This is a genomic window from Paraburkholderia sp. EB58 (genome assembly GCF_050436665.1).
Classification (GTDB): domain Bacteria; phylum Pseudomonadota; class Gammaproteobacteria; order Burkholderiales; family Burkholderiaceae; genus Paraburkholderia.
On record NZ_JBNDMQ010000001.1, the window covers coordinates 499713 to 526030 of the forward strand.

At 61.2% G+C, this 26318-nt stretch carries 23 protein-coding genes and 2 pseudogenes; 11 read left to right on the forward strand and 14 right to left on the reverse strand.

Translation table 11 applies throughout. From position 1 onward, the window contains the following. The 7 genes from P3T40_RS02300 to P3T40_RS02330 are packed head-to-tail and all read right to left on the reverse strand — an operon-like array spanning nucleotide 1 to nucleotide 7098. Nucleotides 1-885 (reverse strand): HpcH/HpaI aldolase/citrate lyase family protein, encoded by an 885-nt coding sequence (locus tag P3T40_RS02300; protein ID WP_429266051.1) that lies wholly within the window; start codon nucleotides 883-885, stop codon nucleotides 1-3. Beyond that, complete coding sequence (locus tag P3T40_RS02305; RefSeq protein ID WP_429266052.1) at nucleotides 882-2273, reverse strand: MmgE/PrpD family protein; 1392 nt, start codon at nucleotides 2271-2273, stop codon at nucleotides 882-884. Before P3T40_RS02305 ends, P3T40_RS02300 begins: the two co-directional genes overlap by 4 nt. Beyond that, nucleotides 2266-3489: a CaiB/BaiF CoA transferase family protein gene (locus P3T40_RS02310; protein WP_429266053.1), complete on the reverse strand. Its 1224-nt coding sequence runs from the start codon at nucleotides 3487-3489 to the stop codon at nucleotides 2266-2268. The genes P3T40_RS02305 and P3T40_RS02310 overlap by 8 nt, the downstream gene beginning before the upstream one ends. After that, nucleotides 3486-3995 carry a MaoC family dehydratase gene (locus P3T40_RS02315; RefSeq protein WP_429266054.1) on the reverse strand — a complete coding sequence of 170 codons (510 nt, stop codon included), beginning with the start codon at nucleotides 3993-3995 and terminating at the stop codon, nucleotides 3486-3488. The genes P3T40_RS02310 and P3T40_RS02315 overlap by 4 nt, the downstream gene beginning before the upstream one ends. A 2-nt stretch (nucleotides 3996-3997) precedes the next feature. Further along, nucleotides 3998-5176 (reverse strand): acyl-CoA dehydrogenase family protein, encoded by a 1179-nt coding sequence (locus P3T40_RS02320; RefSeq protein ID WP_429266055.1) that lies wholly within the window; start codon nucleotides 5174-5176, stop codon nucleotides 3998-4000. A gap of 36 nt (nucleotides 5177-5212) precedes the next feature. Then, the gene (locus tag P3T40_RS02325; protein WP_429266056.1) at nucleotides 5213-5698 is read right to left on the reverse strand and encodes a MaoC family dehydratase; all 486 of its coding nucleotides are present in this window, start codon (nucleotides 5696-5698) and stop codon (nucleotides 5213-5215) included. Continuing rightward, entirely contained in the window at nucleotides 5695-7098 is a 1404-nt protein-coding gene (locus tag P3T40_RS02330) for an MmgE/PrpD family protein (protein WP_429266057.1), read from the reverse strand. The genes P3T40_RS02325 and P3T40_RS02330 overlap by 4 nt, the downstream gene beginning before the upstream one ends. A gap of 138 nt (nucleotides 7099-7236) precedes the next feature. On the opposite strand from P3T40_RS02330, the gene P3T40_RS02335 reads away from it, so the two are divergent. Next, nucleotides 7237-8154 carry a LysR family transcriptional regulator gene (locus P3T40_RS02335; RefSeq protein WP_429266058.1) on the forward strand — a complete coding sequence of 306 codons (918 nt, stop codon included), beginning with the start codon at nucleotides 7237-7239 and terminating at the stop codon, nucleotides 8152-8154. A 9-nt stretch (nucleotides 8155-8163) separates the two neighbouring features. On the opposite strand, the gene P3T40_RS02340 is transcribed toward P3T40_RS02335, so the two are convergent. Beyond that, the gene (locus P3T40_RS02340; protein ID WP_429266059.1) at nucleotides 8164-8679 is read right to left on the reverse strand and encodes a hypothetical protein; all 516 of its coding nucleotides are present in this window, start codon (nucleotides 8677-8679) and stop codon (nucleotides 8164-8166) included. A 225-nt stretch (nucleotides 8680-8904) separates the two neighbouring features. Between P3T40_RS02340 and P3T40_RS02345 the strand changes: the two genes are divergently transcribed. Together P3T40_RS02345 and P3T40_RS02350 are read left to right on the forward strand one after the other, a co-directional pair. Next, complete coding sequence (locus P3T40_RS02345) at nucleotides 8905-9432, forward strand: hypothetical protein (protein WP_429266060.1); 528 nt, start codon at nucleotides 8905-8907, stop codon at nucleotides 9430-9432. Nucleotides 9433-10267: 835 nt separating this feature from the next. Then, complete coding sequence (locus tag P3T40_RS02350; protein WP_429266061.1) at nucleotides 10268-13012, forward strand: TonB-dependent receptor; 2745 nt, start codon at nucleotides 10268-10270, stop codon at nucleotides 13010-13012. Between the two features lie 116 nt (nucleotides 13013-13128). Here the strand turns inward: P3T40_RS02350 and P3T40_RS02355 are convergent, their stop codons facing one another. The 4 genes and pseudogenes from P3T40_RS02355 to P3T40_RS02370 form a co-directional block, all read right to left on the reverse strand. Next, complete coding sequence (locus P3T40_RS02355) at nucleotides 13129-13884, reverse strand: glucose 1-dehydrogenase (protein ID WP_429266062.1); 756 nt, start codon at nucleotides 13882-13884, stop codon at nucleotides 13129-13131. 107 nt (nucleotides 13885-13991) lie between these two features. Beyond that, nucleotides 13992-15464 (reverse strand): NAD-dependent succinate-semialdehyde dehydrogenase, encoded by a 1473-nt coding sequence (locus P3T40_RS02360; protein ID WP_429266063.1) that lies wholly within the window; start codon nucleotides 15462-15464, stop codon nucleotides 13992-13994. 14 nt (nucleotides 15465-15478) lie between these two features. Then, the gene (locus tag P3T40_RS02365) at nucleotides 15479-16561 is read right to left on the reverse strand and encodes a tartrate dehydrogenase (protein WP_429266064.1); all 1083 of its coding nucleotides are present in this window, start codon (nucleotides 16559-16561) and stop codon (nucleotides 15479-15481) included. Nucleotides 16562-16733: 172 nt separating this feature from the next. After that, nucleotides 16734-16910 (reverse strand): annotated as a pseudogene (locus tag P3T40_RS02370) (cyclase family protein); the annotation flags it as partial. 400 nt (nucleotides 16911-17310) lie between these two features. On the opposite strand from P3T40_RS02370, the gene P3T40_RS02375 reads away from it, so the two are divergent. After that, nucleotides 17311-17682: a BON domain-containing protein gene (locus P3T40_RS02375; protein WP_429266065.1), complete on the forward strand. Its 372-nt coding sequence runs from the start codon at nucleotides 17311-17313 to the stop codon at nucleotides 17680-17682. A gap of 114 nt (nucleotides 17683-17796) precedes the next feature. On the opposite strand, the gene P3T40_RS02380 is transcribed toward P3T40_RS02375, so the two are convergent. After that, nucleotides 17797-17946, reverse strand: a complete 150-nt coding sequence (locus P3T40_RS02380; protein WP_429266066.1) for a hypothetical protein — start codon at nucleotides 17944-17946, stop codon at nucleotides 17797-17799. A 249-nt stretch (nucleotides 17947-18195) separates the two neighbouring features. On the opposite strand from P3T40_RS02380, the gene P3T40_RS02385 reads away from it, so the two are divergent. From P3T40_RS02385 to P3T40_RS02410, 6 genes and pseudogenes are all read left to right on the forward strand, one after another. Then, a complete protein-coding gene (locus tag P3T40_RS02385) occupies nucleotides 18196-18519 on the forward strand; it encodes a DUF4148 domain-containing protein (RefSeq protein WP_429266067.1) in 324 nt (107 codons plus the stop codon). Nucleotides 18520-18698: 179 nt separating this feature from the next. Then, nucleotides 18699-19475 (forward strand): annotated as a pseudogene (locus P3T40_RS02390) (cytochrome c biogenesis CcdA family protein); the annotation flags it as partial. A gap of 389 nt (nucleotides 19476-19864) precedes the next feature. Next, nucleotides 19865-21238: an MFS transporter gene (locus P3T40_RS02395; RefSeq protein ID WP_429266127.1), complete on the forward strand. Its 1374-nt coding sequence runs from the start codon at nucleotides 19865-19867 to the stop codon at nucleotides 21236-21238. A 20-nt stretch (nucleotides 21239-21258) separates the two neighbouring features. Further along, nucleotides 21259-21708, forward strand: a complete 450-nt coding sequence (locus P3T40_RS02400) for a nuclear transport factor 2 family protein (RefSeq protein ID WP_429266068.1) — start codon at nucleotides 21259-21261, stop codon at nucleotides 21706-21708. 86 nt (nucleotides 21709-21794) lie between these two features. Beyond that, the gene (locus tag P3T40_RS02405; RefSeq protein ID WP_429266069.1) at nucleotides 21795-22586 is read left to right on the forward strand and encodes an SDR family NAD(P)-dependent oxidoreductase; all 792 of its coding nucleotides are present in this window, start codon (nucleotides 21795-21797) and stop codon (nucleotides 22584-22586) included. 142 nt (nucleotides 22587-22728) lie between these two features. Further along, nucleotides 22729-23343, forward strand: coding sequence for a LysE family translocator (locus tag P3T40_RS02410; RefSeq protein ID WP_429266070.1), 615 nt, complete (start codon nucleotides 22729-22731; stop codon nucleotides 23341-23343). Between the two features lies 1 nt (nucleotide 23344). Here P3T40_RS02410 and P3T40_RS02415 read toward each other — a convergent pair whose 3' ends face one another. Next, nucleotides 23345-24754 (reverse strand): PLP-dependent aminotransferase family protein, encoded by a 1410-nt coding sequence (locus P3T40_RS02415; protein ID WP_429266071.1) that lies wholly within the window; start codon nucleotides 24752-24754, stop codon nucleotides 23345-23347. 202 nt (nucleotides 24755-24956) lie between these two features. Here P3T40_RS02415 and P3T40_RS02420 point away from each other — a divergent pair, with 202 nt between their 5' ends. Next, nucleotides 24957-26285, forward strand: coding sequence for an aspartate aminotransferase family protein (locus tag P3T40_RS02420; RefSeq protein ID WP_429266072.1), 1329 nt, complete (start codon nucleotides 24957-24959; stop codon nucleotides 26283-26285). The last annotated feature ends 33 nt before the right edge of the window (nucleotides 26286-26318 follow it).

Sequence of the window (26318 nt, forward strand, 5' to 3'; positions counted from 1 at the left end):
CTATGAAGCTTGCGCTTCCCCTTCTGGAGCGATGCGCTCTGCCAGCGCCAATTTTCGCTGCGCTATCTTGAGAACCGCCTCATCGACCAGCAGGCCATCCACGATGATTGCGCCGCGGCCCTCTCGCTGCGCCTCCTCATACGCAGCAATCGTGCGGCGCGCAGTGGCAATTTCGTCCTGGTCGGGGCTAAATACCCGCCCGATCGGTTCGACTTGCCGCGGATGAATCGCCCATTTTCCGGTGAAGCCGAGCTTCTTGCCCGCCTGAGCAGCGCGCACCAGTCCTTCGCTATCCGCCACATCGGGGTGTACATGATCGAGGGCCTGCACGCCGGACGCGACCGCAGCGGTAACGATGCGCGAACGCACGGGCAACAGCGTCTGCTCGTCGAACGCCATGCCCGTTTGAGCAATGAAATCGCCGACGCCAAAAATCAGCGCCTGGCAGCGTCGCGACGCGCGTGCAATCGACAGCGCGTTTTCCACTCCACCCGCGCTCTCGATCAGTGCAAGCAACATCAATCCACGGCGGCCGTCGCGCAGTTCGAGCTGCCGCAGCAACTGGTCGTACACGTACAGATCTTCAGGACCCTGCACCTTCGGCACGACCACCGTATCGATTGGCAACCCCTCCAATGCGAGCAAATCGTCGAGACACCACGGCGTCTCCAGACCGTTGATACGCACGCACAATTCACGCCTACCCGGTTCAGCTCGGGCCAGCGCCCGACGCAACACCTGGCGCGCCTCATGCTTGAAGGTCGGCGCGACAGCGTCTTCGAGATCGATGACAAGCGAATCGCAGTCGATCGTCAGCGCTTTTTCCAGCAGCTTTTCGCTGCTCGCCGGCGTGACAAGCTGGCTACGGCGGCAAAAACCTGTCATTGCACGCTCCTGCGAAATTGCCGGATCAGCGTCGACGCATCCGTTTCGTCTTCGAGAGCCGCCACGCGCTGAGCGATCCGAGCGGCGTGTGCCCCGCCGAACACGGGCACGGCGAGGTCATCGAACTTGCGTCGGAGAAATGCGCCATCGCATGGCCGCGACGGTTCACCAAGCGGCTCGTCGATGCGGACCACCTGCCCGGCGAACGACAGTGCCGCTCCCATGATGGGCAACTGTCCGTCGATTACGACATAGATGGCCGAGCACAACGCTGTGACGTCCGTTGCACCGATGCGCTCATAGCTCTGCCAGTTGCAACGTCCGTCCAGCAGCGCCACCGCAACCTGAAAGTAAACGCTGAACTGCGCATCGACGATGTTGCGCGGGTCTATCTTGTTTGGGGTTGCCTCACCGACGATTTGCGCGGCTTTGGGTGACAGACGCACTTCGATCCGTGTCCCCTCGCGTAAAGCAGCCTCGATGCGCTTACGGGCATCGGTGCCGAGTCGCTCATGCAACTGCAACGCCGCTTCGATCGCGCCGTGATTGAAGCGACAGGACGGAAAGGGCTTGATTGCCGTCTCAGCCGACGGCCACCACTCACCGAGACGATCCGTGAGCGCCGACGGCGTCGCCTCGTTCGTGTATCCCGCCAGTAGTCCGTATCGCCCTTCTATCGGCGCAGCGGCGCCGAGCACGCCGGCCTGCGCAAATGCGAGCGCGAGTAACGCGTCGTGCGCGGCAAAGCCCGGATGCAGGCGCTTGTTCCACGAGCCATTCGCAAGATACTGCATGGAGCCCGCCGCTTTGCTGCCGGCGATGCCAAACGCACTGGCAAGCGTGCCGGCATCGACGCCGCGCAATCGACCCACGGCCGCCACAGCGCCGAAGATGCCGGCGACGGACGTGACGTGAAAGCCGCGATCGTAAGCGGTACTGCCCAATGCCGCGCCGATACGCGTCGCGACCTCGTAACCGACTGCCAGAGCGGCAAGCCATCGCTTCCCGGTGGCATGGGTGCGCTCAGCCTCAACCAGCGCAGCGGCGATCACCGGCGCACCGGGATGCAGGCAGCCCCATACGTTGGTATCGTCGAAATCGAGGGTATGGGCGAACGCGCCGTTGAGCAAGGCAGCCTGCAGGTACGAATATCCCTGCGCGTCGCCGACCACCGTTGCATCGTCGTTCGCGCCCTGCAACGCCATAGCACCCGCACGAAATGCAGCGCTGCTCTCCGCATTGACAGCTGCGAACGCGGCATTGCCGACGAAATCGAGCAGACAGTCCTTGAGCCGTTTGCATACGACCGACGGCACACTTTCCAATCCGGTCGTTGCTGCAAAACGTGCCAACGCGAGTGTCGCGTCGTCCGCGGATGAATCAAACATGAGACTTCTCCTTCTCCGGCCCGGCGCATTGCACGACACCGGCCGACACGAGCGTTTCGATCGTCGCGGCGTCGATGCCGAGTTCCGCCAGCACCTGAGCCGTATGCTCGCCGAGTACAGGCGGCCCCAGCTTGTTGACCGATTCGAACTCCGACGACTGCGGCGGGAAGTCGAACACCTTGACCTTGCCGACCGCGCTATCCACTTCCTTGATCAGGTCCCGCGCCTTGATGGCCGGATGATCCAGCGCTTCACCGAGGTCGTTCATGGCGCCGGCAGGAATGCCAAAAGCGTGGAAACGCTCCAGCCAGTACGCCCGCTCGCGAGTGCCGATCGCCTGGCAGATTCGTTCGTCGAGTGCGCTGCGGTTGGCGAGGCGCAATGCGTTGGTAGCAAATCGCTCGTCATCGACCATGTCCGGGCATTCGATTGCCTGACAGAACTTGCGCCACATCTCCACATGACCGCCGCCGGCAGCCACGATCACCATGCGCTCGTCTCCGCATGGATAGGGACCATACGGCGCCATCGTGTGATGATGCAGACCCACACGCTTCGGCAGCTTATTGCCGTACCAGACCATGTACGGGAAATAGCCAGTCCACGTGAGCACCGAGTCGAGCAGCGAAACCTGGATGTCCTGTCCACGCTCCGTTCGCTCGCGATGAAACAGCGCTTCAAGAATGGCAATCGTCGCGTACATGGAGCCTGCAATATCGCAGAGCGACACGGAAATTTTCGATGGCGCTTCGGGCGTGCCATTGGTCATGATGAGACCCGCCTCGCCCTGCACGATCAGATCGAGCGCCGCGCGATCACGATACGGTCCCTCCTGGCCGAAACCGGAGATGTGGCAAAAAATGATGTCCGGCTTGATCGCCTTGACCTTTTCATAATTCAGACCCCAAGCATCAACCGTACCCGGAACGAAGTTTTCGATGAGCACGTCGGCGCGCTCGATCAACTGATGGAGAATGTCGCGCCCACTCTCGCTCTTAAGGTCCAGCGCCACACTCTCCTTGCCCGGGTTGACCCATGCGTGGCCGGAACACATGCCGTGAACAATGTCGTCCCAGAAGCGAATGAGATCGCCCGTATCGGGACGTTCGATCTTGATGACGCGCGCACCCATCTGACTGAGCAGGCGCGTGGCAAAGGGTCCCGACACGCCCTGCGTCAGGTCCACGACGGTAATGCCCGACAATGCGGTGCTCATGATTGCTCTCCCATGTCATGACCGGGCATCACGGCTTCGTCCTTGTGAGCCCATGCTGAACGCTTCTTGAGACGTACCGTACGCTCGCCTTCGGCGACGGTCTTGCCATCCTGGTTAGTCGCGCTGAAGCGATAGCGCAACAAGCCGCTGTCAGGCCGGTCGTCGGTGAGTTGCAGCACCTCGCTTTTTGCGTGGAGCGTATCGCCGGTAAAGACCGGATTGGGTAAGCGCAAAGCCGTGACGCCCACATCCAGGAACGCGTTTTCACTCATATCCTGGCTTGTCAGGCCGACGACAATACCCAACGTGCACGGGCCTGCGACGATTCGCTCGGCAAACCGTCCGTCGAGCGCCTGGCGGCTATAGACCAGGTTGAAATGCGCCTCGGCCGTGTTCATCGACAGATGGGTGAGCCCATAGTTGTCGTAGTTCGTGACCGTGCGCCCCCTGGTGTGCTCGTACATTTCGCCGACGCCAAAGTCCTCGAAGTAGGTACCGTGACTCATATTCACTTCTCCCCCAGTAGTCGTCGCGCAATGACCTCACGCTGGATCTCGCTTGTGCCTTCGCCAATGGTGCAAAGACCGGAATCGCGCCAGTAACGATTAACGGGAGTCTCGACCGCGAAACCCATGCCGCCATGTATCTGTACGGCGTCGTGACAGACCTTGTGCGCCATTTCCGAGGCAAAAAGCTTGACCATGCCGGCCTCGAGATCGACGCGGCAACCCGCGTCCATCTTCCGTGCGACCATGTAGCCAAGCTGGCGAGCCGCCTCGATCTGCGTCGCCATGTCGGCCAGCTTGTGGCGGATCGCCTGGAACTGGCTGATGGGCTGGCCGAACTGGACGCGATTGCCGCTATGCTCGAGCGCTGCTTCGTATGCCGCCCGTGCGAGGCCAATGCAGCGAAACGCAAACTGCAAGCGAGCAAGCTCGTAGATCGCCATCAACTGTTTGAAAGCGACCCCTTCAATGCCACCAAGCAAATTCTCCTCAGGCACCTCATGGTCGTCGAAGAAGAGCGTGTAGCTGTGCATGCCGTGATAGCCGACTGTCTCGATCCGGCTACCTGTCAGTGTCGGCGGCACGAACTGCTCGCCGCGGGCCTTCTCGACGAGCAGCAAGCTGATGCCGCCATGCTTGCCCGCGTCCCGTCCCGTGCGGCAAAAGAGCGAGATCAGGTCCGCGCGGTTGGCGTGCGTGCACCATTGCTTCGTTCCATTAACCACATAGCGTCCATCGCGCAAGCTGGCGGTCGTCTTGATGTTCGCTGCATCCGAGCCTGCCTCCGGCTCTGTGCCTGAGTGTGCCGCCTGCAATTCGCCTGATACGATTCCAGGCAGCCATTTTTTCTTTTGCTCTGGCGTGCCGAACCGTTCAAGCAGCACGCCAAGTCCCCAGTTACGCGCAGGAAGTGCACCGGCACTGAACCAGGCTCGGCTAAGCTCCTCCGTAACGAGTGCCACAGCCCGTGCGCCGAGCCCCAGTCCACCGTACTCGGGTGAGGCGAGCACGCGGAAGAAACCCATTTCCTGCATCTTCGCCAGCAGGCTGTCCGGTATCTGCTCGCCGGCCAGATGAAGCCTCTGCGCCACCGGTGCGATTTCAGCTTCGGCGAAGTCCCGCGTTGCCTGTTGCAGCTCGCGAAGCTCATCCGTAAATTCAGTAATGCTATCTATCTTCATTTCTACTCTTCCCAATGAATCGTCTGACCTGACCCGTTAGCTGACCACCTGTTGCGGAACCGAACGCATCCGCGAGAGATTGCGCCGCCGAAATTCGATCACCGGCTCGCCGCGCTGATTGAGCGCTTTGGTATGCCATTCCACGACGCCCCAGCCGGGACGAGACTCAGTCGCCCGCCGGCTCGTCACCACCGAATGTGCGCTGATTGTGTCGCCCGGATACACGACTCGCTGGAAAATGACATCCTCGACGCCGAGGAACGGGCCGCCCGCTTCCGAGAGATCCTCGACGGAAAGTCCAACTGTCGTCGCGAACACAAACATCGGATGCACGGGGATGCCGTCATATCCGGCGGCCGCCGCATGCGGCGCGCTGAAATAGATCGGGTTGTACTGCATCGTCATCGCGCTGTATGCGGTGGCATCAGCGTCGCTGAACGTGCGGGCCCAGTGGTGGCGAAACCGTCTCCCGGGTTCGAAGTCCTCATACATCAGGCCATGTGAAATGCGTTTCGTATTCATGCTTGCTTCTCTGGAGTAGTGGTGCAAAGTTCGAGTAACTCATCGATCCGGGGCATGTCGTCGAGATTCCGGACAGCCTCGATCACGCGTTGCGAACGTTCCCGGCCAAGTGCGCGGGAAGCGTTCGCCATAAACTTTTCTTCGACTGCTTTGCGCGCAAGCGGACGTTCGGGCGTACCCAGGCTGCTTGCTTCGCGATGCTGAAGAACACGCCCGTCTTTGAGGACGATGCGGATCTCGCCGGGGAAATGTTTCGGGAAGTCGCTCTTCGGGTCGTCGACGCAATGCGTGCGCGCCGCAACTGCCAGTACGCGAGCGTCATCGAGCGGTTCGTCGTAGTACGCGGCGAGATCGACGCGTCCCTTGACGAGCGCCAACGCCACGGTGTACGGGACGCTGAACAAGGCCTCATAGACGGCGGCCGGACGGATCTTTTGCTCCCGCGGTTCGGCGACCATATGATGGAGGCCGCGGCTCAACAGGCAATCGATACGCTCGATGTTCTCGATCGCCACGTCGTGGCGCACTGCCAGAGCTGCGTCGACGAACGCGTGAATGAAGTGACAGCACGGATACGGCTTGAGCGCGATATCCGACGCATGCCAGATCTCGCCTAGCTGATGAGCAGGCAGACGCGCATCTTCGGGAACGTGTCCAACGTGAGCGGCGTAGAAGCCATGCGGCCCCTCGAAGACCGTCTCCGGCCCGAGAAATCCGGCACGGCCGAGTGAGTCCGCGACGAGTCCAGCGTGCGCAGCCCAGCCCGGATGCAGCCGCTTGAGCCAGCTCTGCCCGATCTCCAGAATGCCGCTGGCCTGACTCCCGGCCAGACCAAATGCCGAGACCAGTTCATCAGGTTTGCTGCGCCGCAACCGGGCGGACGCCGCCGCAGCAGCAAATACGCCGCATTGCGCTGTCGGATGCAAGCCACGGGCATGGAACTCGCCCGGTGCCGCGCCGGCGAGACGGCAGCCGATCTCGAGCGCGATCAGGTAGGCATCGAGTACGTGGGACCCGGATGCATGCACCGCCTGTCCAATCGCCAGCGCCGCTGCGAGCGCCGGTGCGCTAGCGTGATAGATCGCGCCGATGTGCGTGTCGTCGTAGTCGAGCCCGTGCGCGAGCGTACCGTTGACCAGCGCGGCAGAAGCCGCTGGCAATACCGCGCCCGAACCGATTGCGCGAGCATCGCCGCCGGAGCCCAGTTCGCGCGCAGCGGCAAGCACGGCGTCGCCGAATCCGAACGTAGATGACACGAGCGCCACCCCTAGCGTGTCGAGGAAGTGGTCGCGCGCAGCGTCGCGGACATTAACGGGAATCCGTGAAGCCTCGAAGTGCAAGGCGAACGCCGCGAGCGCTTGTGACTGCGTATGCCCTGCCGCTGACGGTCTGGGATGCATGATGTCTCGTCTCCTGAGCGTGACCGTTCAGAACGGGCCCGCTGTTTTCTGTACGGCGCGCGAGTTGCGCTAGCCAGTACTGGCATTCTAGGAACGGACGATTGACAGAAAAAGGCTTTTTATTCTATAAATTGATCGATGAATCCTATCAATATCGGCCCGCGCGACATCGAGGCCATTCTTGCAGTGGCGACGCACGGATCGTTTCGCGCGGCGGCTGCCGCATTGGGTATTGCACAGCCGTCGGTCTCGGCGCGCGTACGCCACGCCGAGGACGTGCTCGGCGTGAAGCTGTTTAATCGCACGACGCGCAGGGTCACGATCACCGGTCACGGCGAGCGGTTCGTCGCTCGCGCGGAGCAGGCGATGGCCGAACTCCGCATGCTTGCGCAGGAATTCAAGGACGAAGCCCGTCTCAAGCGCGGGCGGGTCGTGCTAGGCGCGACGCCGACTATCGCCGGCGCACTCCTCCCGTCCATCATTCAGCAGTTCCGCGAGCGCTGGCCGGGGATTGAAGTCGTGCTGCACGATGATCTGCTCGGTCGAGCGCTGGATCGCGTACATCTTGGAGAAATCGACTTCGCAGTGACGCCGTCTGCCGATTCGGACGATCGTTTCGATTGCGAGCCGTTGAGTGATGAGGAGTTCGTGCTTGTTGCGCCGAAGGACCACCCGCTCGTACAAACGGGCACCGTCACGATTGCTCAAGCGTCGCAGTACCCCCTGCTGACGCTGCCGCGTGAGACCGCGACGCACGGAATGCTAGCCAACGCCTACGCGGCGCAAGCACTACCCTTTCGTCCTTCGTTCGAGACCCATAACGCGATCTCGGTGTTTGCGCTCGTCAAGGCAGGATTCGGCATTACGTTCATGCCTGTCGGCATGCTTTCATTGTTTGACATGAAGGCGCTCGGCACCGCGCATGTCGCTCCCGACGGCCTCTATCGCACGGTTTCAATCACTCGGGCCAAGGGCCGTGCCATACAGCCGGCAGGCGAGGCGCTGATCGAGGCATTGCGGAAAGGATTTCAGGGCAGGAAGAAGCGAAATCGCTAGGTCAACCTGTCAGCTGACGCCCGCTTCCTCCTTCGTCTCAAACCGCAAGTACGTATCGGCAGCGACGAGACCAAACACGATATGGGACACGAAACTCGCCCAACTACGGGCGTCTGCGAACCACGGGAATATCTGGCTCATTCCATAGAAGTTGACCAGATACAAGGCGGCGCCGAAGCCCGCGCCCGCCAGCGAGGCCATTCCCACGCTCGAATCAAGGCCGAACGGCGCGATGATCGCCGCCAGAACGAGTACGAAAATGACTGACAGCACGAGGTGCGTGATCAGCCCCCCGAGAAGGATGCCGAGACCGACGCCGAAAGTCGCCGGCTCCGACAGCATGCCGTGACCCAGCGCGATCGCCGCAATCATCCTCGGTGCTCCCCACGGGCTCTGTCCGAACATCCACATGGCAACAAGTTCGAGCGCCAGGAAGATCGCTCCCGCAATACAACCGCCTATTACCGCGGCACGCCAGTCAGGTATGCGGTGAGCAAAATGGTGCGAATGCATGTGAAGTTCCATGGCACCTCCTTGACGTGGATAGACCCCGGTTCCATTAAACATTCTAGGAAATATGAAGGAAAAGACACAGCGTTGTTTGATCGGTGTCGACGGCCGTAGCCTCGCATTTGCGCTCGTCCAGCCCACGGGGCGCGGTGCTATCGTATCCCGTGCGGCCCCCCACGCGCTGGGGACAGCGCATGCGGCCGCAGTTCGGCGACCACTGGACCGCCTTGGGAGATGACTATGAGCAAACTGAGCGCCACGATCAAGCATGAATTGATGGAGATGTTGCCGCCGACGCTGTTTTTTTTCGTCATCCTTCACATTGTCGCGATCATTCGCGCGCTGATAACCCACGGCGCCGGCATCACACTTCCGACGTCCGCGTCTGTCACCATCGCTGCCCTGATTCTTGGCAAATCGGTACTACTCGCCAACCATCTGCCTTTCATCAATCGCTTTCCCGAGAAGCCACTGATCTGGAACGCAGGCTGGAAGACTGCCATTTATGCCGTGGTGGCGTTGATCGTGCATTACCTGGAGCGCCTGTACGACTACTGGAAGGAAGCGCCAGGCTTCGTTGCCGCCGACCATAAACTGCTCGTCGAACTGAATTGGGCGCATTTCTGGGCTATCCAGATTCTGCTGGTAACGTTGATCGCCAATTACTGTGTACTCGCCGAACTGGCCCGTATGATCGGCCACGACAAGTTTCGGAAAATGTTCTTCGGGCCTCTGCCTGTCAGGCCGACCGCGCAGGTCGGTGGCTAGTTGGGGATGTATCCGTAGCGGCAGCAGCGTCGTCGCCCCGAAAGCCAACAGGTGAGGACTGGCGAGCATCACATGTTTACATGTTAATTTCGTTTGCATTACAATCACCCCACTTACTTCCACGTAAGTGCACTTGTCAGTTGTTCTCGACCTGCCGCCTACCCTTGGGCGCGCAGGTCTTTTTTTTCCCGCTCGACGCAGCCAGTAGCCGGGCTGCCCCGCCGCTCCGTGCCTTGGGCCGAAACGCCTCACGCTTTCATGTTACGAAAAGCACACACTTTTTTAACTGCTCCCAAACAAATTTTGACGAAATATTTCTGCCCTGATATGTTTCCGTACACGAAATGAAAGGCAACTACAGTCCATTTGTTGGGAAGCAAGAGCAGGACGCATCACAAGCGCTTGCAGTGCATCGTTGAGGAAGATGGGAAGTAGGCAGGTACTCGAGGCCGCTCCTTTCGATGGTTGAGCGCGGCCGGGCAACACCGCCCAAGGGATCCTCGTCGGCATTGCAGAAGTGCGAGGGGCGTTTCCAATTCCTCAAACTAAGGATAACTAATTTTATATTTTTCATAAGAGTTTGGGATTCGTATTGCTCGCTTAACAGAAGAATCCTGACTTCTCACGGAAGTTGATACGTCTCGCACCAAGTCAAGTCATTTAATTAGTATACCTACTCAAATATTGAAGAAACCAGATCAACCATCTGGTTGATCGTCGTTTGGGTTTCGAGAAAAAGCGCAGCAGTCGAAGCAACGCGGTGAGGTGCCGCAAACGAAGAGGCTAGCCAGGTCTCTTCGTATAACAACTGGCGTTAGTGGCAAGAGAGAGAAACATGAGACAGAAGGCTTTAGGATCGGCCATACGAAGAATAGTTTGGGCAGAAATGGCTTTAACCGCGGTGGTAAGCAGTTCCGCGTTCGCGCAGAGCCAGCCATCAGCAGCAGGGGCTGTGGCCGCATCGTCCGCTACGGTTGCGCAAGCAAGCACGCAGGACAGTGCCACGGCGCCTGCCGCAGCTTCCAACGCGGCCGCCACATCGGGCGTCAAGCAGCTCAAGAAATTTGAAGTCACGGGTTCGCTGATCCGCACGTCGGACAAGGTTGGCAATATCGAGGTCCAAACCATAACGGCGAAAGACATCCAGCAAAGCGGCTACACTACCGTCGCCGATTTCCTGCGCGGCACCGCGGCCAACTCGGCCAGCAGCTGGTCCCAGTCCACCATGAACAGCTCGGCGCCGGGCGGAGCCGGTATCGCACTGCGCGGCCTGAGCGAAAAGTACACGCTCGTACTGGTTGACGGACAACGGGTCGCCAACTACGCGCAAGCGGTGAACTTCACCGACACCTTCTTCGACGTCAACACGATTCCGTTGAACATCGTCGATCACATTGATATCGTCAAGACGGGTGCGGTGTCGATCTACGGCTCGGATGCGATCGCCGGTGTCGTCAACATCATTACCAAGAAGAATTTCCAGGGCCTGCAGCTCGACACTCAACTGGGCAAGGCGCAGCATCCGGGCAATGGCCAGGGTAGCTTCAGCGTGCTCGGCGGTTTCGGCGACCTCAATTCCGATCGCTTCAACGTCACGGCCGCGGCAAGCTACTACCGCGACAGCGGCTCGACGCTGGCCGATCGCGACATGACGTCGTCTCAGGATTTTACGCAGTACGACGGCGGCCACGCCGCGCCGTTTGGTCCCAACCAGCAGTCGTACTGGGGCACCCCCGGTGGCAACGTGGCGCTGAGCCCCTGCCCGCCTGGCAGCAACCCAGCGGCGACGAATGGCCAATCGTGCACCTACAACGTCGCTGCCGGTACTTCCCTGACGCCGGCCGTGACGCGCCTGAACGGGAAGGTTCGCGGCACCTTCAAGCTTGACGACGACACCGAAGCGTACGCCGGCTTCTGGGTGAGCCGTGACGAAAACGTGCAGTTGCAGGGCCCCGCTTCGATCAGCAGCACGACGAACGTGTTCAACCCTGGCGCGGGCTCCGTCGCACCGCTTCCGCGCACGGTGCCGGCGTCGAATCCGTTCAACCCGTTTGGCGTGCCAACGCCGATCAACCTGACGTTCCCGAACAACGTCGGCGTGGCGGATACCGTGTCGACGTTCTGGATGGCGTCGACTGGCGTCAAGGGTTCGTTCAACACCGCGAAGCTCGGTAACTGGGACTGGTCGGCCGACTACGGTCATTCACAGAGCACCGTCGACACGACGTACTCGAACCGCCTGAACGTGGCGGGCCTCGAGAACATGCTGACGAACGGCACGTATAACTTCGCGAATCCGTCTTCGACGCCCAACGGCCTGAACGGCGTGTTCAGCGACGACAATCAGCAGGCGATTTCGAAGATCGACAGCGTGACCGCCAAGACCTCAACGGCGAATCTGTTCACGCTGCCGACGGGTAATGTTGGCCTGGGGCTCGGCACGGAATTCCGTCACGAATCGTCGGTGATCAATCCGCAGACGCTGGCGTCGCAGGGTATTACGGCACCGGCCAACGTACAGTCCGTGGATAGCTCGCGCAATGTGGCGGCGGTGTTCTATCAGGTCGATATTCCGATCCTCAGCAACCTGACGTTCACGCAAGCCTCCCGCTACGACCACTATAGTGACTTCGGTGGCGCTTTTTCGCCGAGCTTCGCACTGCGCTTCCAGCCGGTGCGCATGCTGACGACATTCGCGTCATACAGCCGCGGCTTCCGTGCGCCGACGGGCGTTGAAAACTCGCAGGCGGTCTATCTCGGCCACCAGAATCTGGTCGATCCGAACGATCCGAGCGGCGTGCCGACGAAGCACTTCACGACGGAGCAGACCACCGGCAATCCGAATCTGCAACCTGAGCACACGAAGAACTACAACATCGGCTTCCAGTTGTCGCCGGATGCGTTGACCGACATTGGCGCGGCGTTCTACAAAGTGCACATCGATGGCGTGATCGGGACTGCAGATCCAAATGCGGTGCTTCAGGCGAACGATCCGACGACGGTGGTGCGCAATCCGGATGGCACGATCCGCTATATCGTGCAGCCGTTCGTGAACCTCGGCTCGCTGGATACCGACGGCTTCGACATGAACTTCCGCAAGGCGGTTCGCACCACTTACGGTACGTTCACGCTGACGGGCGACTGGGCCTACGTATGGCACTTCAAGCTTCGCAGCCCGGGCTCCGCACCGCAGGACTTCGCCGGCAACAACCTGGCATATCTGCAACCGTTCGGCGCCAGCACGCCGCGCTGGAAGGGCAATACGACGCTGGCCTGGGATTTCCACAACCTGACCACTTCGTTGACCTGGCAATACACGGGGCCCTATACGAACGCGGTGGCGGCGGAGTTCGGAGATGGCGGAACGGGTTCCGTGGCGTCGTACAGCCAGTTCAACCTGATGGCGAGTTATCGCGGCATCAAGCACTGGACGATTTACGGCGGCGTCTCGAACCTGTTTGACAAGAAGCCGCCGTTTGACGTTGAGTGGCAGGCTACGCCGGACATCACCGGTTACGACCAGTCGCTGTACACGGACCTCGGGCGCTTCTTCCAGATCGGCGCGACGTACCGGTTTTGATGATGTAGATGAAGTATTTGTGACTGAGTCGTGAACTGTAGCGCACGCCGCTTCCTGCTCGATATACGGCAGGAAGCGGCGGCGCGACGCAAAGACCTGCAAAATACGCTGCTCAGCTACAACGTGGCCGTAACCCCGCCGTCGACATACAGGATATGTCCATTCACAAAGTTCGAAGCGCCGCTTGCCAGAAACACGGCGGCGCCGACGAGATCTTCGACATCGCCCCATCGACGCGATGGTGTGCGACCGATTAGCCAGTTGCTGAACGCCTCGTCCTTGACGAGGGCCTCGGTCAACTCTGTTTTGAAATACCCCGGACCAAGACCGTTGACCTGGATGCCGTGCTGCCCCCAGTCGATGGCCATGCCCTTCGTCAGCATCTTGACCGCGCCTTTGCTTGCCATGTAAGCAGCGATATTCGGTCGACCCAGTTCGCTCTGAACCGAGCAGATGTTGATAATCTTGCCCCGCTTGCGCTCGATCATATGGCGGGCAACCGCCTGCCCGACCAGAAACACACTGTCGACGTTCGTCTTCATGAGCTCTTCCCACTGCGCATGGGAAAACTGTTCGAGCGGCGCGCGGCGCTGCATGCCAGCGTTGTTGACCAGAATATCGATCACTCCGATCTCACGTTCGATGCGCTCAATGGCCGCCTCTACGTCGGTTGCGGACGTCACATCGAAGCGAGCCGCGTGTGCGACTGCGCCTTCGGCGTTCAGCCGGCTAACCGCCTCGGTCAGCGGCGCTTCGCGGCGGGCATTCAGAATGACCTCGGCCCCCGCGGCGGCCAGTCCTTTTGCTAGCGCGTAGCCAATCCCGGCACTTGAACCCGTGACTAAAGCACGACGTCCTGATAGATCAAACATCTGCAAAATGTTTTCCAATTCGGATCCTTATGGTTTGATCTGTCGCGATACAAAACACTTATGAGCACTCGCTCCCCGCACCGGATGCCCATAGCGCCTGCCCTCGTTTAGTCGAGTCCGCCCTGGCAGAGATATTTGATCGAAAGATAATCGTCGAGACCGTACTTCGATCCTTCGCGGCCATAGCCCGATTCTTTCACGCCGCCAAAGGGCGCAGCCGCGTTCGAGATGGCACCCTCGTTGATGCCGACGATACCCGCTTCCAGCCGGCGCGAAACGCGGTCGATTCTACGCACGTCCTGGCTGTAGAAGTACGCGGCGAGGCCAAACGGCGTGTCGTTGGCCACCCGGATGACTTCCGCTTCATCTTCGAACCGGAACAGCGGCGCGACCGGGCCAAACGTTTCCTCGCAGCTCAACTGCATTTCGCCGGTGGCATCGGCGAGGACGGTCGGCGCGTAGTAGTTGGGACCGAGTTCGGTGAGCCGCTTTCCGCCCGCTAGAACGCGTGCGCCTTTCGAAACGGCGTCGTCGATGTGACGCTCGATCTTCTCGACGGCGCGAGCGTTGATCATCGGGCCGATCTGAGCGGCAGGATCGGTGGCAGGCGCAACCTTCAGTTCTGCGACGCGTTTTGCGAGCATGTCGCTGAATTTGTCGTACACCGACGACTGCACATACACGCGATTCGGGCACACGCAGGTCTGTCCACCGTTGCGGAATTTCGACGCGAGCACACCGTCGACGGCAGCCGCCAGGTCCGCATCGTCGAACACGATAAAAGGTGCGTTGCCGCCCAGTTCGAGCGAGAGCTTCTTGAGCGTCTCCGCCGACTCGCGCGCCAGGTACTTGCCGACCGGCGTCGAACCGGTGAACGTAATCTTGCGCACCCGGCTGTCGTGCAGCCACGCGGCCACAGCCGGCACCGCGTTTTCGCGCGACGAAGCGATCAGGTTGAGCACCCCGGGCGGCACGCCCGCTTCGTGCGCGAGCATCACGAGCGCCAGCGCGGTGAGCGGCGTGTCCTCGGCTGGCTTGCCCACGACCGTACAGCCTGCGGCAAGCGCCGGGGCGATCTTGCGGGCGATCATCGCGAGCGGGAAATTCCATGGCGTAATCGCCGCGACAACACCGACCGGCTCCTTCACCGCGCTCATGCGCTTGCCACGCTGTTGCTGCGGAATCAGGTCGCCATAGATGTGCGTCGCTTCATCCGCGAACCACGCTACATACGAGGCGCCATACAGCACTTCGCCGCGCCCTTCCGCGAACGGCTTGCCTTGCTCGAGCGAGATCAGGCGGCCGAGCGGGTCGGCGTTCTCGAGCATCAGCGCGTGCCAGCGGTACAGCACGTCCGCACGCTCTTGCGGCAGCGCCTCGCGCCAGGCGGGGAAGGCCCGCGCGGCCGCGTCCACCGCGGCGCGGGCATCGGCCTCGCCGCCGTCGGCGATGGTGGCGATCACTTCCGCTGTCGCCGGATTCGTGACGTCGAAGCGCTCGCCGTCTATAGAAGCCACCCACTGACCGTCGATAAAGTGCTCGGTGCGGATCAGATCGCTCAATTCGAATTTCGTTGCCATGGTCAACTCCTTGTTCAGGCGAGCCGCTCCGCGATCGCCTTGCCCACTTCCGTGGTATTCGCCCGGCCACCGAGATCGCCGGTGCGCGGACCATCCTTCAGCACCGCTTCGATCGCGGCGAGCATGGCGTCGTGAGCCTCGCGCTCGACGCCCTGGCCATTGCCGAGGAAGTCGAGCATCATCGCAGCCGACCAGACCATCGCAATCGGATTAGCGATGTTCTTGCCGAAGATATCCGGCGCCGAACCGTGAACCGGTTCGAACAACGAAGGAAACTTGCGATCAGGATTCATATTGGCCGAGGGTGCGAGACCGATCGTGCCCGTGCAGGCGGGCCCGAGATCGGACAGAATATCGCCGAACAGATTGGTAGCCACGACCACATCGAAGCGGTCCGGATTCAGCACGAAGCGCGCGCAGAGAATGTCGATGTGCTGCTTGTCCCACGTCACATCCGGGTACTGCGCCGCAATACCGGCCGCGCATTTGTCCCACCAAGGCATGCTGATGGCGATGCCGTTGCTCTTTGTCGCCACGGTGATCTTCTTGCGCTCGCGACGCTGCGCGAGGTCGAACGCGAACTTCAGGACGCGCTCGCTGCCATGCCGCGTGAACACCGATTCCTGCAGGACGAATTCTCGCTCCGTGCCTTCGAACATCACCCCGCCCACCGACGAGTACTCGCCTTCGGTATTTTCGCGCACGATCCAGAAATCGATGTCGCCCGCCTTGCGCCCTGCGAGCGGAGACGGCACGCCGGCAAAGAGACGTGCGGGGCGCAAGTTGATGTACTGATCGAACTCGCGCCGGAACTTTAGCAGCGAACCCCACAGCGAAATATGGTCAGGAACCTTGTCCGGCCAGCCGACCGCGCCGAACAGAATCGCATCCATGGGTTGCAGTTGCGCTTTCCAGTCGTCCGGCATCATCTGGCCGTGCTTCGCGTAGTAGTCGCAGCTTGCCCACTCGATGTGCCTGAATTCCAGCGAGATGCCGAACCGCTTGCTGACAGCCTCCAGCGCCCGCAGCCCCTCGGGCATCACTTCCTTGCCGATGCCGTCTCCGGGGATGACGGCGATGCGGTACAGCTTATTCATCTGACTCTCCTCTACGGATAACGAGTTGTTCATTGAGCCGCGCGGCTAACTGCGTGGATATCGCCCTCAGGAGAGGGGAAGTCCGCAGACGCATTCTCGCTCCAACGCGAGTTTGTCGCTCGCAACAGCACTACACGGTCGCCACACGCTTCACCGTTGAGCGCTCACCGCGCTGTGTCGGCTCAATGCGCGGAGGCTGGCGGCGCGGGTTCAATGCTGTGCCGCCCAGACAGCCGAGCGGCAAGCTCAGACAGAACACACGGCCTTCACATACTTCCTGTATACGTTGCAGAATCTTCCCGGCAGTCAACAGGTTGAGCCGGCCAAGTTGATCGTCGGGGCCGAAATCGCTTTAGCTTGAATCCTCCGGCCGTGCGGGCGGCGAGCAAATGATCGACGTCGGGTTCAGCCTGATTGAGCGGGAAAGTACTTGACGCTAGTGTGGTTTGACACTGGCGAGTAACGTCGCATGGCGGGTTTCAGGCTGTGAACCTATACATACAAAGGTATGTGTCGCTCATCCGAGTTGTTCGAATTTCGAACCATGAGTTTTATAGCACCACGCGACGCGGCCAATTACTCTGATGCCTGGAGATGCGGAAAACTGGCCAAAAAGCGAGCACAATCATTACCGGTCAAACCGGCGCAATCGTCATACGGATGACACGTTTGGACCCATAATTGAATGCGCCTGGTAAAACAGGCGGATGTAAACGACCTCCCCTAACTTGACAATCACAGGTGAAAATATGGACTTGAGGAAAGTGGTAATTGGCGTTGCAGCCGCAGCCCTGCTTTCTACCGTCGCTTATGCGCAGACACCGGCATCAAGCCCCGATGCCGATGCCGCGGCTCCCGCTCAAGCTCCCCTGACAAAGAAGGCTGTGCGCCAGGCAAATCGGGCGTTCGCGAGGCGGGTCCAGCAAGCCATCTACAAAACCAAAGGTCTGGCAGACGCAGACATCGTGGTCTTCGCAAAGGCAAACACGGGCCAGGTGACGCTGGCGGGATTCATCGAGACTGAAGACCAGGATCGTCTTGCCCAGGCTGCCGCTGCCAAGGTTCAAGGGGTTACTTCGGTCACAAGCAAGCTGACGCTGCAGGAACAAGGAGGTAACTGACCGGCAAACGCCGGATTGGCGGCGATCGGACGGGCGCGATACGTGAGTCGCGCCCCCGCCTGTTAGGCGCATCGTCATTTACATCCCATCGTCCTTCGAGTCCGGCTCTCAAGACTACACCGGACTCGCGTCAGTTCGCGGAATCACGCACATGCGCGATTTGACCACCGCGCTTTCGCGCTCTGCAGCGCCAGCAAGCCAATCGAAGCGCGGCACGCCTCCCTCTCCCATCGATTTTGCCTCGTAGACAGACAGAAAACGCATCAGGCGCACCTGCCCTGTATGCAAAGTCCGGTCGAGATTCGTATCGCAACGTATCTACGGATGACGGCGATACACAGCGTTGCACTCGAGCGGCTTTCCGACACAAGCCAGATACCTCTGCGAGTTTTAATGCATCAACGCCGGAAGTAAAGGAGTCCAACCACGCAGATCCCAACGGACTGCAATTCGGGGCTCCTGGCTTCCGGAGATATTCCTGGTAGGACAAACCAAACTCCGGAGGTATCCGTCATGAAGTCGCTCATTCAAGCCGTTGTTCTCGCCGCTGCAGTCGCTGCTCCCATCGCCGCGTTCGCCCAGTCGAACGGGCCCCTGACCCGGGCACAGGTTCGCGCCGAACTGGTCCAGCTTGAACAGGCCGGCTACAACCCCGCTCGCGCTGCGGATCCGTATTACCCCGACGACATTCAGGCTGCGGAAGCGCGCGTAGCCGCACAAAACGGCGAGACCAGCGGCGTGGGCGGCATGTTGAACGGCTCCTCCGCATCGGGAAGCCCTGCCGCCTCGCATTACTCAAGCAATGCGGGCCTCAAGCCAATTTACTTCGGCCACTGAAACCAGTGGAACATGCTTGCCAGTGCGCGCCTGTCGGCACCGGCAAGACCGCCTAAAGAGTCGAATTCATCGCATAGGCCAGCAATCGCATCGGATGTCGGCTTGATCTCTTTCGTCACGCACCAGGTCCGACAGCCATACGGGCTTGGCCGCGTTTCCAACCCACGCCCGGAACAGCCATGCTACTCATCGTTCTCGCCTACCTCGGCGGTGCCCTGACCATCCTCAGCCCGTGCATTCTGCCGGTGCTGCCGTTCGTCTTTGCGCGCGCCGATCAGCCTTTCGTACGCAGCGGCCTGCCGCTGCTCGTCGGCATGGCCCTCACGTTCGCTTTGGTAGCGACGCTTGCTGCCGTCGGCGGGGGCTGGGTCACCCAGGCCAACCAGTACGGCCGCTGGCTCGCCATCGCCCTGCTCGCTGTATTCGGCCTGACCCTCCTGTTTCCGCGCTTTGCCGACCATCTGATGCGTCCGCTGGTGAGCGCCGGGAATCGTCTGTCGAACTTTGCCCAGGCCGACGGTCAGCAGGTTCGCGCGGGGTCGTCGTTCCTGCTGGGCATCGCCACGGGTCTGCTGTGGGCGCCCTGCGCCGGTCCGATTCTCGGTCTGGTGCTCACGGGTGCCGCGCTGCGCGGCGCGAGTGTCGGCACGACGCTGCTGTTGGCCGCCTATGCCGCCGGCGCGGCAACCTCGCTCGCAGTGGCGCTGCTGATTGGCGGCCGGGTGTTCACGGCGATGAAACGCTCGCTCGGCGCGGGGGAATGGATTCGCCGAGGAATCGGCGCGGCCATGCTTGCTGGCGTGGTAGCGATTTCGTTCGGTTTAGACACGGGTGTCCTCGCAAGCGTATCGACTGTCAATACGGGTGTGATCGAACAGAAGCTGATCAACCGGTTGTCGCCACAGGCGACAGCCCTTGGCGTTCCTCCATCGGGTCGTGCAGCGGGCGATGCAACGGATAACGCCTAACGCATAGCCAGGCGTAGGTTGCCGAACCTGCCGTCTGCAGCGGCACTCCGGCGGTAGTCGCCAGTCGCGGTGGCAACCGCCGTGACAGATTGGGGAAATTGAGGCTGGTTGGCATCATCAAACTTATACGATGACCGATGCCTAGAATAATCCTCTCTGGCCCGTAGCCTCAGCAGAAACGGCGCCGAAATCATCCAAAACTAGTGGTATACCCCTCCTTCCGCCTCACCTCCTCGGCACAATCTTTCCCAATGTTATACGATGACGCATAACTGTTGAAAAAACACCAAGGAGACGCTGTGGCCCACATAGACGAAGCGGCGAGACGAGCCTCAACCCGCCCATCGCCGCATGCATCAGGTGCGCAACCGGGTGCGATCAACCCGCCGTCCGGGGCAACCCCAGCTCGCAACGAAAGCGCTACGCGTGTGCGCTGGTTGATTCTCTTCATTCTATTCGCCGTCACGACGATCAACTACGCGGACCGCGCCAGCCTGTCCATCGCCGGCAGCGCGATGCAGCACGCGCTAGGGCTGACACCGGTGACGATGGGCTATGTGTTTTCCTCCTTCGGTTGGGCCTATGTGATCGGACAACTGCCGGGCGGGCGCCTGCTCGACCGCTTCGGCACGAAACGCGTCTACGCCGTCAGCCTGTTCGCGTGGTCAATCTTCACGTTCGCGCAGGGCCTCACGGCTGGGCTGACCGCAGCGGTGGCCGTCGCAGCGATGTTCTGTTTGCGCTTCGCCATGGGCCTCGCCGAAGCGCCCGCCTTCCCTGGCAATAGCCGCCTGACGTCATCGTGGTTCCCTCGCGCCGAACGCGGCACGGCGGCCGCGATTTTCAACGCCTCGCAATACTTTGCCGCCGTGCTCTTCACGCCCATCATGGGATGGCTCGTGCATACGTTCGGCTGGCCATCCGTGTTCTATGCGATGGGCGTACTCGGCATCCTGATGACCGGCGTCTGGCTGAAGACCATTTACGCGCCGAAGGACCATCCGCGCGCGAACGCCGCCGAGTTGCGCTTTATCGAAGCGGGCGGCGCGCTGGTCGAGCTCGAAACCCGTGAAGACGGCGTCGCTGCGAAAGCAAAACAACCCGCCAAAGTCGCGCTGGGCGCATCGATTCGCGAGATGCTCGGCAGCCGGATGTTGCTCGGCATTTTCATCGCGCAGTACTGCATCAACGCCCTCACCTATTTCTTCCTTACCTGGTTTCCCATTTACCTCGTCCAGCAACGGCACATGTCGATTCTGAAGGCCGGCTTTGTGACTTCGATTCCCGCCATCTGCGGTTTTCTCGGCGGCGTATTGGGCGGCGTGATTTCGGACGCGATGCTCAAGCGAGGCTATAGCGCCAGCGTGGCGCGTAAAACACCGATCGTATTCGGCATGCTGCTGTCTACCTGCATGATTGCCTGCAACTACGTCGACTCGGAAGTGCTGGTCGTCGCCATCATGGCAGGCGCGTTTTTCGGCAAAGGCATTGGTGCGCTCGGCTGGGCAGTCGTGTCGGATACGGCGCCGGTGGAAGCCGGCGGCGTCTGCGCTTCGCTCTTCAACGCATTCGGCAACCTGTCGAGCATCACGACGCCTATCATCATCGGCTATCTCGTGCAGCGTTCGGGCTCGTTCAACTCTGCGCTGGTCTTCATTGGCGCGAACGCGGTGGTCGCCGTGCTTTGCTACGTGTTCGTGGTCGGCGATATCAAGCGCATGGTACTGACGCGCTCGCTTGCGACGAACTAAACCGGAAGGAACTCATCAACATGAAGAAACTGATTCTGTTTGTCGCGGCCGGCCTCGCCTGCTCGGGTGCATGGGCCAACGCCGCAGACGAAACGGCCGTCAACGATGCGATGAACCGGCTCAGTGCCGCCATGATCGCCGGCGACGCGCAGAAGATGAAAGACCTGACTGCCGATACACTCACGTACGGCCACTCAAACGGCCGCGTACAGGATCAGGCCGCGTTCATCGACACAATCGCCAGCGGCCAGACGCGCTACAAGCGCATCGACTTGAGCAATACTGTGACGACGGTCACGGCAGACAATGCTGTCGTGCGCGATCACTTCTCGGGCACAACGGAATCGGCCGGCAAGCTCGCTGAAGTCGATTTCGACGTGTTGTTGGTCTGGCAGAAACAGAACGGCGCGTGGAAACTGCTGGCGCGGCAGGGCTATAAGAAGTCCGTTCCCGATCCGGCTGCCCATTAGTACTGCCGCCGAAGTACTGCCGCCGACCTGATGGTTGAGGCGTGGGACTCGTTTAGCTTGGCTTATCAAAACCGGAGGCAACAGAAATGGATCTGAATTTGCGCGGTAAGGTGGCAGTGTTGACGGGTGCCAGCGTGGGCATCGGGCTGGCTGTGGCAGAGGCGTTCGCAGCCGAAGGAACCCATCTTCTGCTCGCAGCGCGCAATCAGGAGCGCCTGTCCGCGGCCGCAGAAGCGATTGCAAAGAAATTCGGCGTGACGGCCGTGCCGGTTGCTTGCGATGTGGCGACTGCAGCAGGCGTCGATAAGCTGGTCGCTGCTGCTAAAGCGAATTTCGGTGGCGCGGATATTGTCTTCAATAACGCGGGCACGGGCAGCAATGAAACGATCATGAACGCGCCGGACGAAAAATGGCTCGCGTACTGGGATCTTCATGTGATGGCTGCGGTGCGCCTTGCACGCGGCCTCGTGCCACTGATGAAAGCGCGCGGCGGTGGCACGATCCTGAATAACGCATCGATTTGCGCGACGCAGCCGCTCGGCTACGAGCCGATCTACAACGTGACGAAAGCGGCATTGATGATGTTGTCGAAGAATATGGCGAACGAGTTCATTCAGGACAATATCCGCGTGAATACGATCAATCCGGGGCTGGTGCTGACGCCGGACTGGGTCAAGACCGCCAAACAATTAACGCAGGATTCAGGCGGCGATTGGGAAGGGCATCTGCAACGGGTCGCGGACGAGCATGCGCCTATTCGAAGGTTTGCGTCCGCGGAAGAGTTGGCTAACTTTATCGTGTTTCTTTGTTCAGACAAGGCTAGCTATAGCGTCGGCGCGACCTATTTTGTCGATGGAGGGATGTTGCGCTCGGTCTAGTGGCCAGCCCGGCTCAAAGCGCATAGCGGGCCGACACAGCCGTCGGCTCTATCTGTACCGGACACCATCCTCCAATCTGTACCGTTACTGTACCGGCTTCCGTCGATAAACTGCATTAAAACGCATCGACACCGGAGCCATCATGTCCTTCGAATCCTTTGGCGCGCTGCCCGCGGGCATCCTGTTCGCGCTCGTCACCACTATCACGCCGGGCCCGAACAACACCATGTTGCTCGCCTCGGGCGTCAATTTCGGCTTTCGGCGCACGCTGCCGCACCTGTTCGGCATTAGCCTGGGCGTGGTGGTGCTGATGCTGGCGGTCGGCTTCGGTCTTGGCGAGGCGTTTCAGCGTTTTCCGGTGCTGTATACGGTGCTGGAAATCGCCAGCGTGGCCTATCTGCTGTATCTGGCGTGGAAGATCGGCACCTCGGGCGAGGTCAAATTGCGCAACGGCGAACGCCGGCCGATGAAGTTTTACGAAGCGGTCGCCTTCCAGTGGGTCAATCCGAAGGCGTGGATGATGGTACTGACCGCCGCCACGACCATTCATGTCAGCGAGAGCTTCAGCCATAACGTGCTGTTGATGGCGGTGCTGTTCTATGTGATCGGCTTTCCGTGCATCGCGCTGTGGGCCGGTTTCGGCACGGCGATGCGGCAAGTGCTCACGGATCCGAAGCGGCTGCGCATTTTCAACGTCGTGATGGCCTTGTTGCTCGTGATGACGCTGTATCCGATTGCGGTGCGGTTGCTGAGCTAGGTTACGCGTCCCCCACCCGCTCGATAAACCGCCACAACGCATCGTCCGTCGAATACGGTGCGTTGAAGCGGAACCAGGCGCTCGCCGCATCATCCGGCCTGAAATACGACCCCGGCGCGAGCCAGATGCCATGCCCGAGCGCCGCGGTCGCCACTTCGCCGGCCCGCTCAGCTTCAATCGGCAAACGCGCCCACAGAAACAACCCCGCACGCGGCCGGTGAAACAGCTCCAGCCCCAACGCATCGAGCCGCTCTTCCACCACTGCATGCGCGGCCTTGAGCCGTTCGTTCACATCCTCCACGTGACGCGCGTAGCGCCCTTCGAGCAGCACCTTGTCGACGATGCGCTCGATCGTCTCCGACGAAGTCAGCCCCACCGCCATTTTGGTGCGCGCCAGTTCGCGCAGCACGTCGCGCTCGGCCACCACATAGCCGCAGCGCAATCCCGGCGTGACCGTCTTCGAGAACCCGCCTACGTAAAGCACACGTTGCAGGCCCTCCATCGCGGCAAAGAGCGGCGCTCCCGGCGGCGCGAGTTCGCGGCTCACATCATCCTCGATCACCCACATGCGCGCCCGTTCCGCGATCTGCAGCAGACGGAAGGCCGCAGCCATGCCGAAGGTCGCACCGGTCGGATTCTGCAGCGTCGTGTTGACGAAGATTGCCTTAGGCCGGTGTGTCGCCACCAGCGTCTCCAGCGCCTCCGTATCGACGCCGGCCGGCGTGCGCGGCACGCCGTACACGACCAACCCTGCCAGCTTGAGAATCTGCAGCAGATTGCAGTAGCCGGGATCTTCGACCAGCACCACATCCCCGGCGCGCAATAGCGTCCGCACGATCAGATCGAGCCCTTGGGTCGCGCCCTGCGTGAGCAGCACGTTCGACACCTCGACCGGCAAGCCGTGCCGGTCGAGCTGACCGGCAATCCGCTCGCGCAACGGTGCAAAACCATACGGATGACCGTAGTCGCCCAAGCGCGGCCCCGGCACCCGGCTCATCGCCCGCAGCGCCTGCTGCAGGCCGCTTTCGTTGACCCATTCGTTCGGCAACCAGCCGCCGCCGGCCTTGATCGGCACCGAATGGTCGGCAAACACGTCGGACAGCAGCCAGGTGGCGGTCAGGCTGGGCGGCTGCCAGTCGGTGGCACTCGCGCGCGCGGCCTGGGCGCGCGCCGCCACCCGGTAGCCGGAACCGCGCCGGGCGACTACCAGCCCCATCGAAACCAGCCGGTTGTAGGCCTCCGTGACAGTAAACGTGCTCAGTTCGTGGCTCGACGCCAGTTGCCGTACCGATGGCAACAGCGCGCCGGCGCGTAGCGACTGCGCCTCGATAGCGCGCGCAAAGCCTTGCACGAGCTGTTCGACGAGGGTGGGCGCGGCGCGGCGGTCCCGTTCCAGTTCAAGTTCAATCATGACGGGGGACGCAATGTTGCGATGGGAGCCGGTAGGGCAAGGTGCGAAACCCTCAAGAGACCAACACAGTTGCAGCAACTTCGCCTGTACAGTTAGCAGCGCAGTGCATCAACTGTTTATGTCCGCCATTTAACCGCGGACGCTACAGTTTCGCAACGCCCCGAAGGAAGTCTCCTTGGGGGACCACTTCGAGGAGATAACCATGACTTCGCGCCCCGTCATCGACGATCTGTCGTCTTTCTGGATGCCTTTCACCGCCAACCGCCAATTCAAGGCCGCTCCGCGCCTGCTGGAATCGGCCAAGGGCATGTATTACCGCACGACGGACGGGCGCGAGGTGCTCGACGCCTGCGCCGGGCTCTGGTGTGTAAACGCCGGCCATAGCCGCGACGAGATCGTCGCTGCGATCACCCACCAGCTTTCGACGCTCGACTTCGCGCCGACCTTCCAGATGGGCCACCCGCTCGCCTTCGAAGCCGCATCGAAGGTCGCCGAATTGATGCCGGCGGGCCTTGACCGGATTTTCTTCACGAACTCGGGTTCCGAGTCGGTGGATACGGCGCTGAAGATCGCGCTGGCTTATCACCGCGCGCGGGGCGAAGGCCAGCGTACCCGTCTGATCGGTCGCGAACGTGGCTATCACGGCGTGGGCTTTGGTGGCATCTCGGTTGGCGGCATCGCCCCGAATCGCAAGACCTTCTCCGGCGCGCTGTTGCCGGCGGTCGATCATCTGCCGCACACCCATAACCTCGAACACAACGCGTTTACGAAGGGTCAGCCGGCCTGGGGGGCGCATCTGGCCGACGAACTCGAGCGCATCGTCACGCTGCACGACGCCTCGACGATCGCTGCGGTGATCGTCGAACCGGTGGCCGGCTCGACGGGCGTGCTGGTGCCGCCGCAAGGCTATCTGCAGAAGCTGCGCGAGATCTGTACCAAGCAGGGCATCCTGCTGATTTTCGACGAAGTGATTACCGGCTTTGGGCGTCTTGGCAAAGCTACGGCGAGCGAGTACTTCGGTGTCACGCCGGATCTGCTGACCATGGCAAAGGCCATCAACAACGCTGCGATTCCGATGGGCGCGGTGGCCGCCAGCCGCACGATCCACGACACCATCGTCAATGCCGGCGCGCAAGGCGCGATCGAACTGTTCCACGGCTACACGTATTCGGCGCACCCGGCCGCGGCTGCGGCTGCAGTGGCCACGCTCGATCTGTATCGCCGCGAAGACCTGTTCGGCCGTGCCGCCTCGCTCGCGCCCGCGTTCGAGACGGCGGCTCACGCGCTGCGCGATGCCAAGCATGTGAAGGACATTCGCAATCTCGGCATGGTCGCCGGGATCGAGCTCGAACCGCGCGACGGCGCACCGGGCGCGCGCGCCTATGAAGCGTTCGTCAAATGCTTCGAGGCCGGCGTGCTGGTCCGCTTCACGGGCGATATCCTCGCTTTCTCGCCGCCGCTGATCGTCAGCGAAGAGCAGATCCAGCACATCTTCAAGACCGTGCGCGACGTGCTCGCCACCATTCAGTAAATCTCCAGAGGGCGGCGGCGTGGCGCCGCTGCC

Bases quoted from the DNA above. Each gene is read 5' to 3' on its own strand.
- P3T40_RS02300 (WP_429266051.1), bottom strand. From the start codon at position 885: ATGACAGGTTTTTGCCGCCGTAGCCAGCTTGTCACGCCGGCGAGCAGC.
- P3T40_RS02305 (WP_429266052.1), bottom strand. From the start codon at position 2,273: ATGTTTGATTCATCCGCGGACGACGCGACACTCGCGTTGGCACGTTTT.
- P3T40_RS02310 (WP_429266053.1), bottom strand. From the start codon at position 3,489: ATGAGCACCGCATTGTCGGGCATTACCGTCGTGGACCTGACGCAGGGC.
- P3T40_RS02315 (WP_429266054.1), bottom strand. From the start codon at position 3,995: ATGAGTCACGGTACCTACTTCGAGGACTTTGGCGTCGGCGAAATGTAC.
- P3T40_RS02320 (WP_429266055.1), bottom strand. From the start codon at position 5,176: ATGAAGATAGATAGCATTACTGAATTTACGGATGAGCTTCGCGAGCTG.
- P3T40_RS02325 (WP_429266056.1), bottom strand. From the start codon at position 5,698: ATGAATACGAAACGCATTTCACATGGCCTGATGTATGAGGACTTCGAA.
- P3T40_RS02330 (WP_429266057.1), bottom strand. From the start codon at position 7,098: ATGCATCCCAGACCGTCAGCGGCAGGGCATACGCAGTCACAAGCGCTC.
- P3T40_RS02335 (WP_429266058.1), top strand. From the start codon at position 7,237: ATGAATCCTATCAATATCGGCCCGCGCGACATCGAGGCCATTCTTGCA.
- P3T40_RS02340 (WP_429266059.1), bottom strand. From the start codon at position 8,679: ATGGAACTTCACATGCATTCGCACCATTTTGCTCACCGCATACCTGAC.
- P3T40_RS02345 (WP_429266060.1), top strand. From the start codon at position 8,905: ATGAGCAAACTGAGCGCCACGATCAAGCATGAATTGATGGAGATGTTG.
- P3T40_RS02350 (WP_429266061.1), top strand. From the start codon at position 10,268: ATGAGACAGAAGGCTTTAGGATCGGCCATACGAAGAATAGTTTGGGCA.
- P3T40_RS02355 (WP_429266062.1), bottom strand. From the start codon at position 13,884: ATGTTTGATCTATCAGGACGTCGTGCTTTAGTCACGGGTTCAAGTGCC.
- P3T40_RS02360 (WP_429266063.1), bottom strand. From the start codon at position 15,464: ATGGCAACGAAATTCGAATTGAGCGATCTGATCCGCACCGAGCACTTT.
- P3T40_RS02365 (WP_429266064.1), bottom strand. From the start codon at position 16,561: ATGAATAAGCTGTACCGCATCGCCGTCATCCCCGGAGACGGCATCGGC.
- P3T40_RS02375 (WP_429266065.1), top strand. From the start codon at position 17,311: ATGGACTTGAGGAAAGTGGTAATTGGCGTTGCAGCCGCAGCCCTGCTT.
- P3T40_RS02380 (WP_429266066.1), bottom strand. From the start codon at position 17,946: ATGCGTTTTCTGTCTGTCTACGAGGCAAAATCGATGGGAGAGGGAGGC.
- P3T40_RS02385 (WP_429266067.1), top strand. From the start codon at position 18,196: ATGAAGTCGCTCATTCAAGCCGTTGTTCTCGCCGCTGCAGTCGCTGCT.
- P3T40_RS02400 (WP_429266068.1), top strand. From the start codon at position 21,259: ATGAAGAAACTGATTCTGTTTGTCGCGGCCGGCCTCGCCTGCTCGGGT.
- P3T40_RS02405 (WP_429266069.1), top strand. From the start codon at position 21,795: ATGGATCTGAATTTGCGCGGTAAGGTGGCAGTGTTGACGGGTGCCAGC.
- P3T40_RS02410 (WP_429266070.1), top strand. From the start codon at position 22,729: ATGTCCTTCGAATCCTTTGGCGCGCTGCCCGCGGGCATCCTGTTCGCG.
- P3T40_RS02415 (WP_429266071.1), bottom strand. From the start codon at position 24,754: ATGATTGAACTTGAACTGGAACGGGACCGCCGCGCCGCGCCCACCCTC.
- P3T40_RS02420 (WP_429266072.1), top strand. From the start codon at position 24,957: ATGACTTCGCGCCCCGTCATCGACGATCTGTCGTCTTTCTGGATGCCT.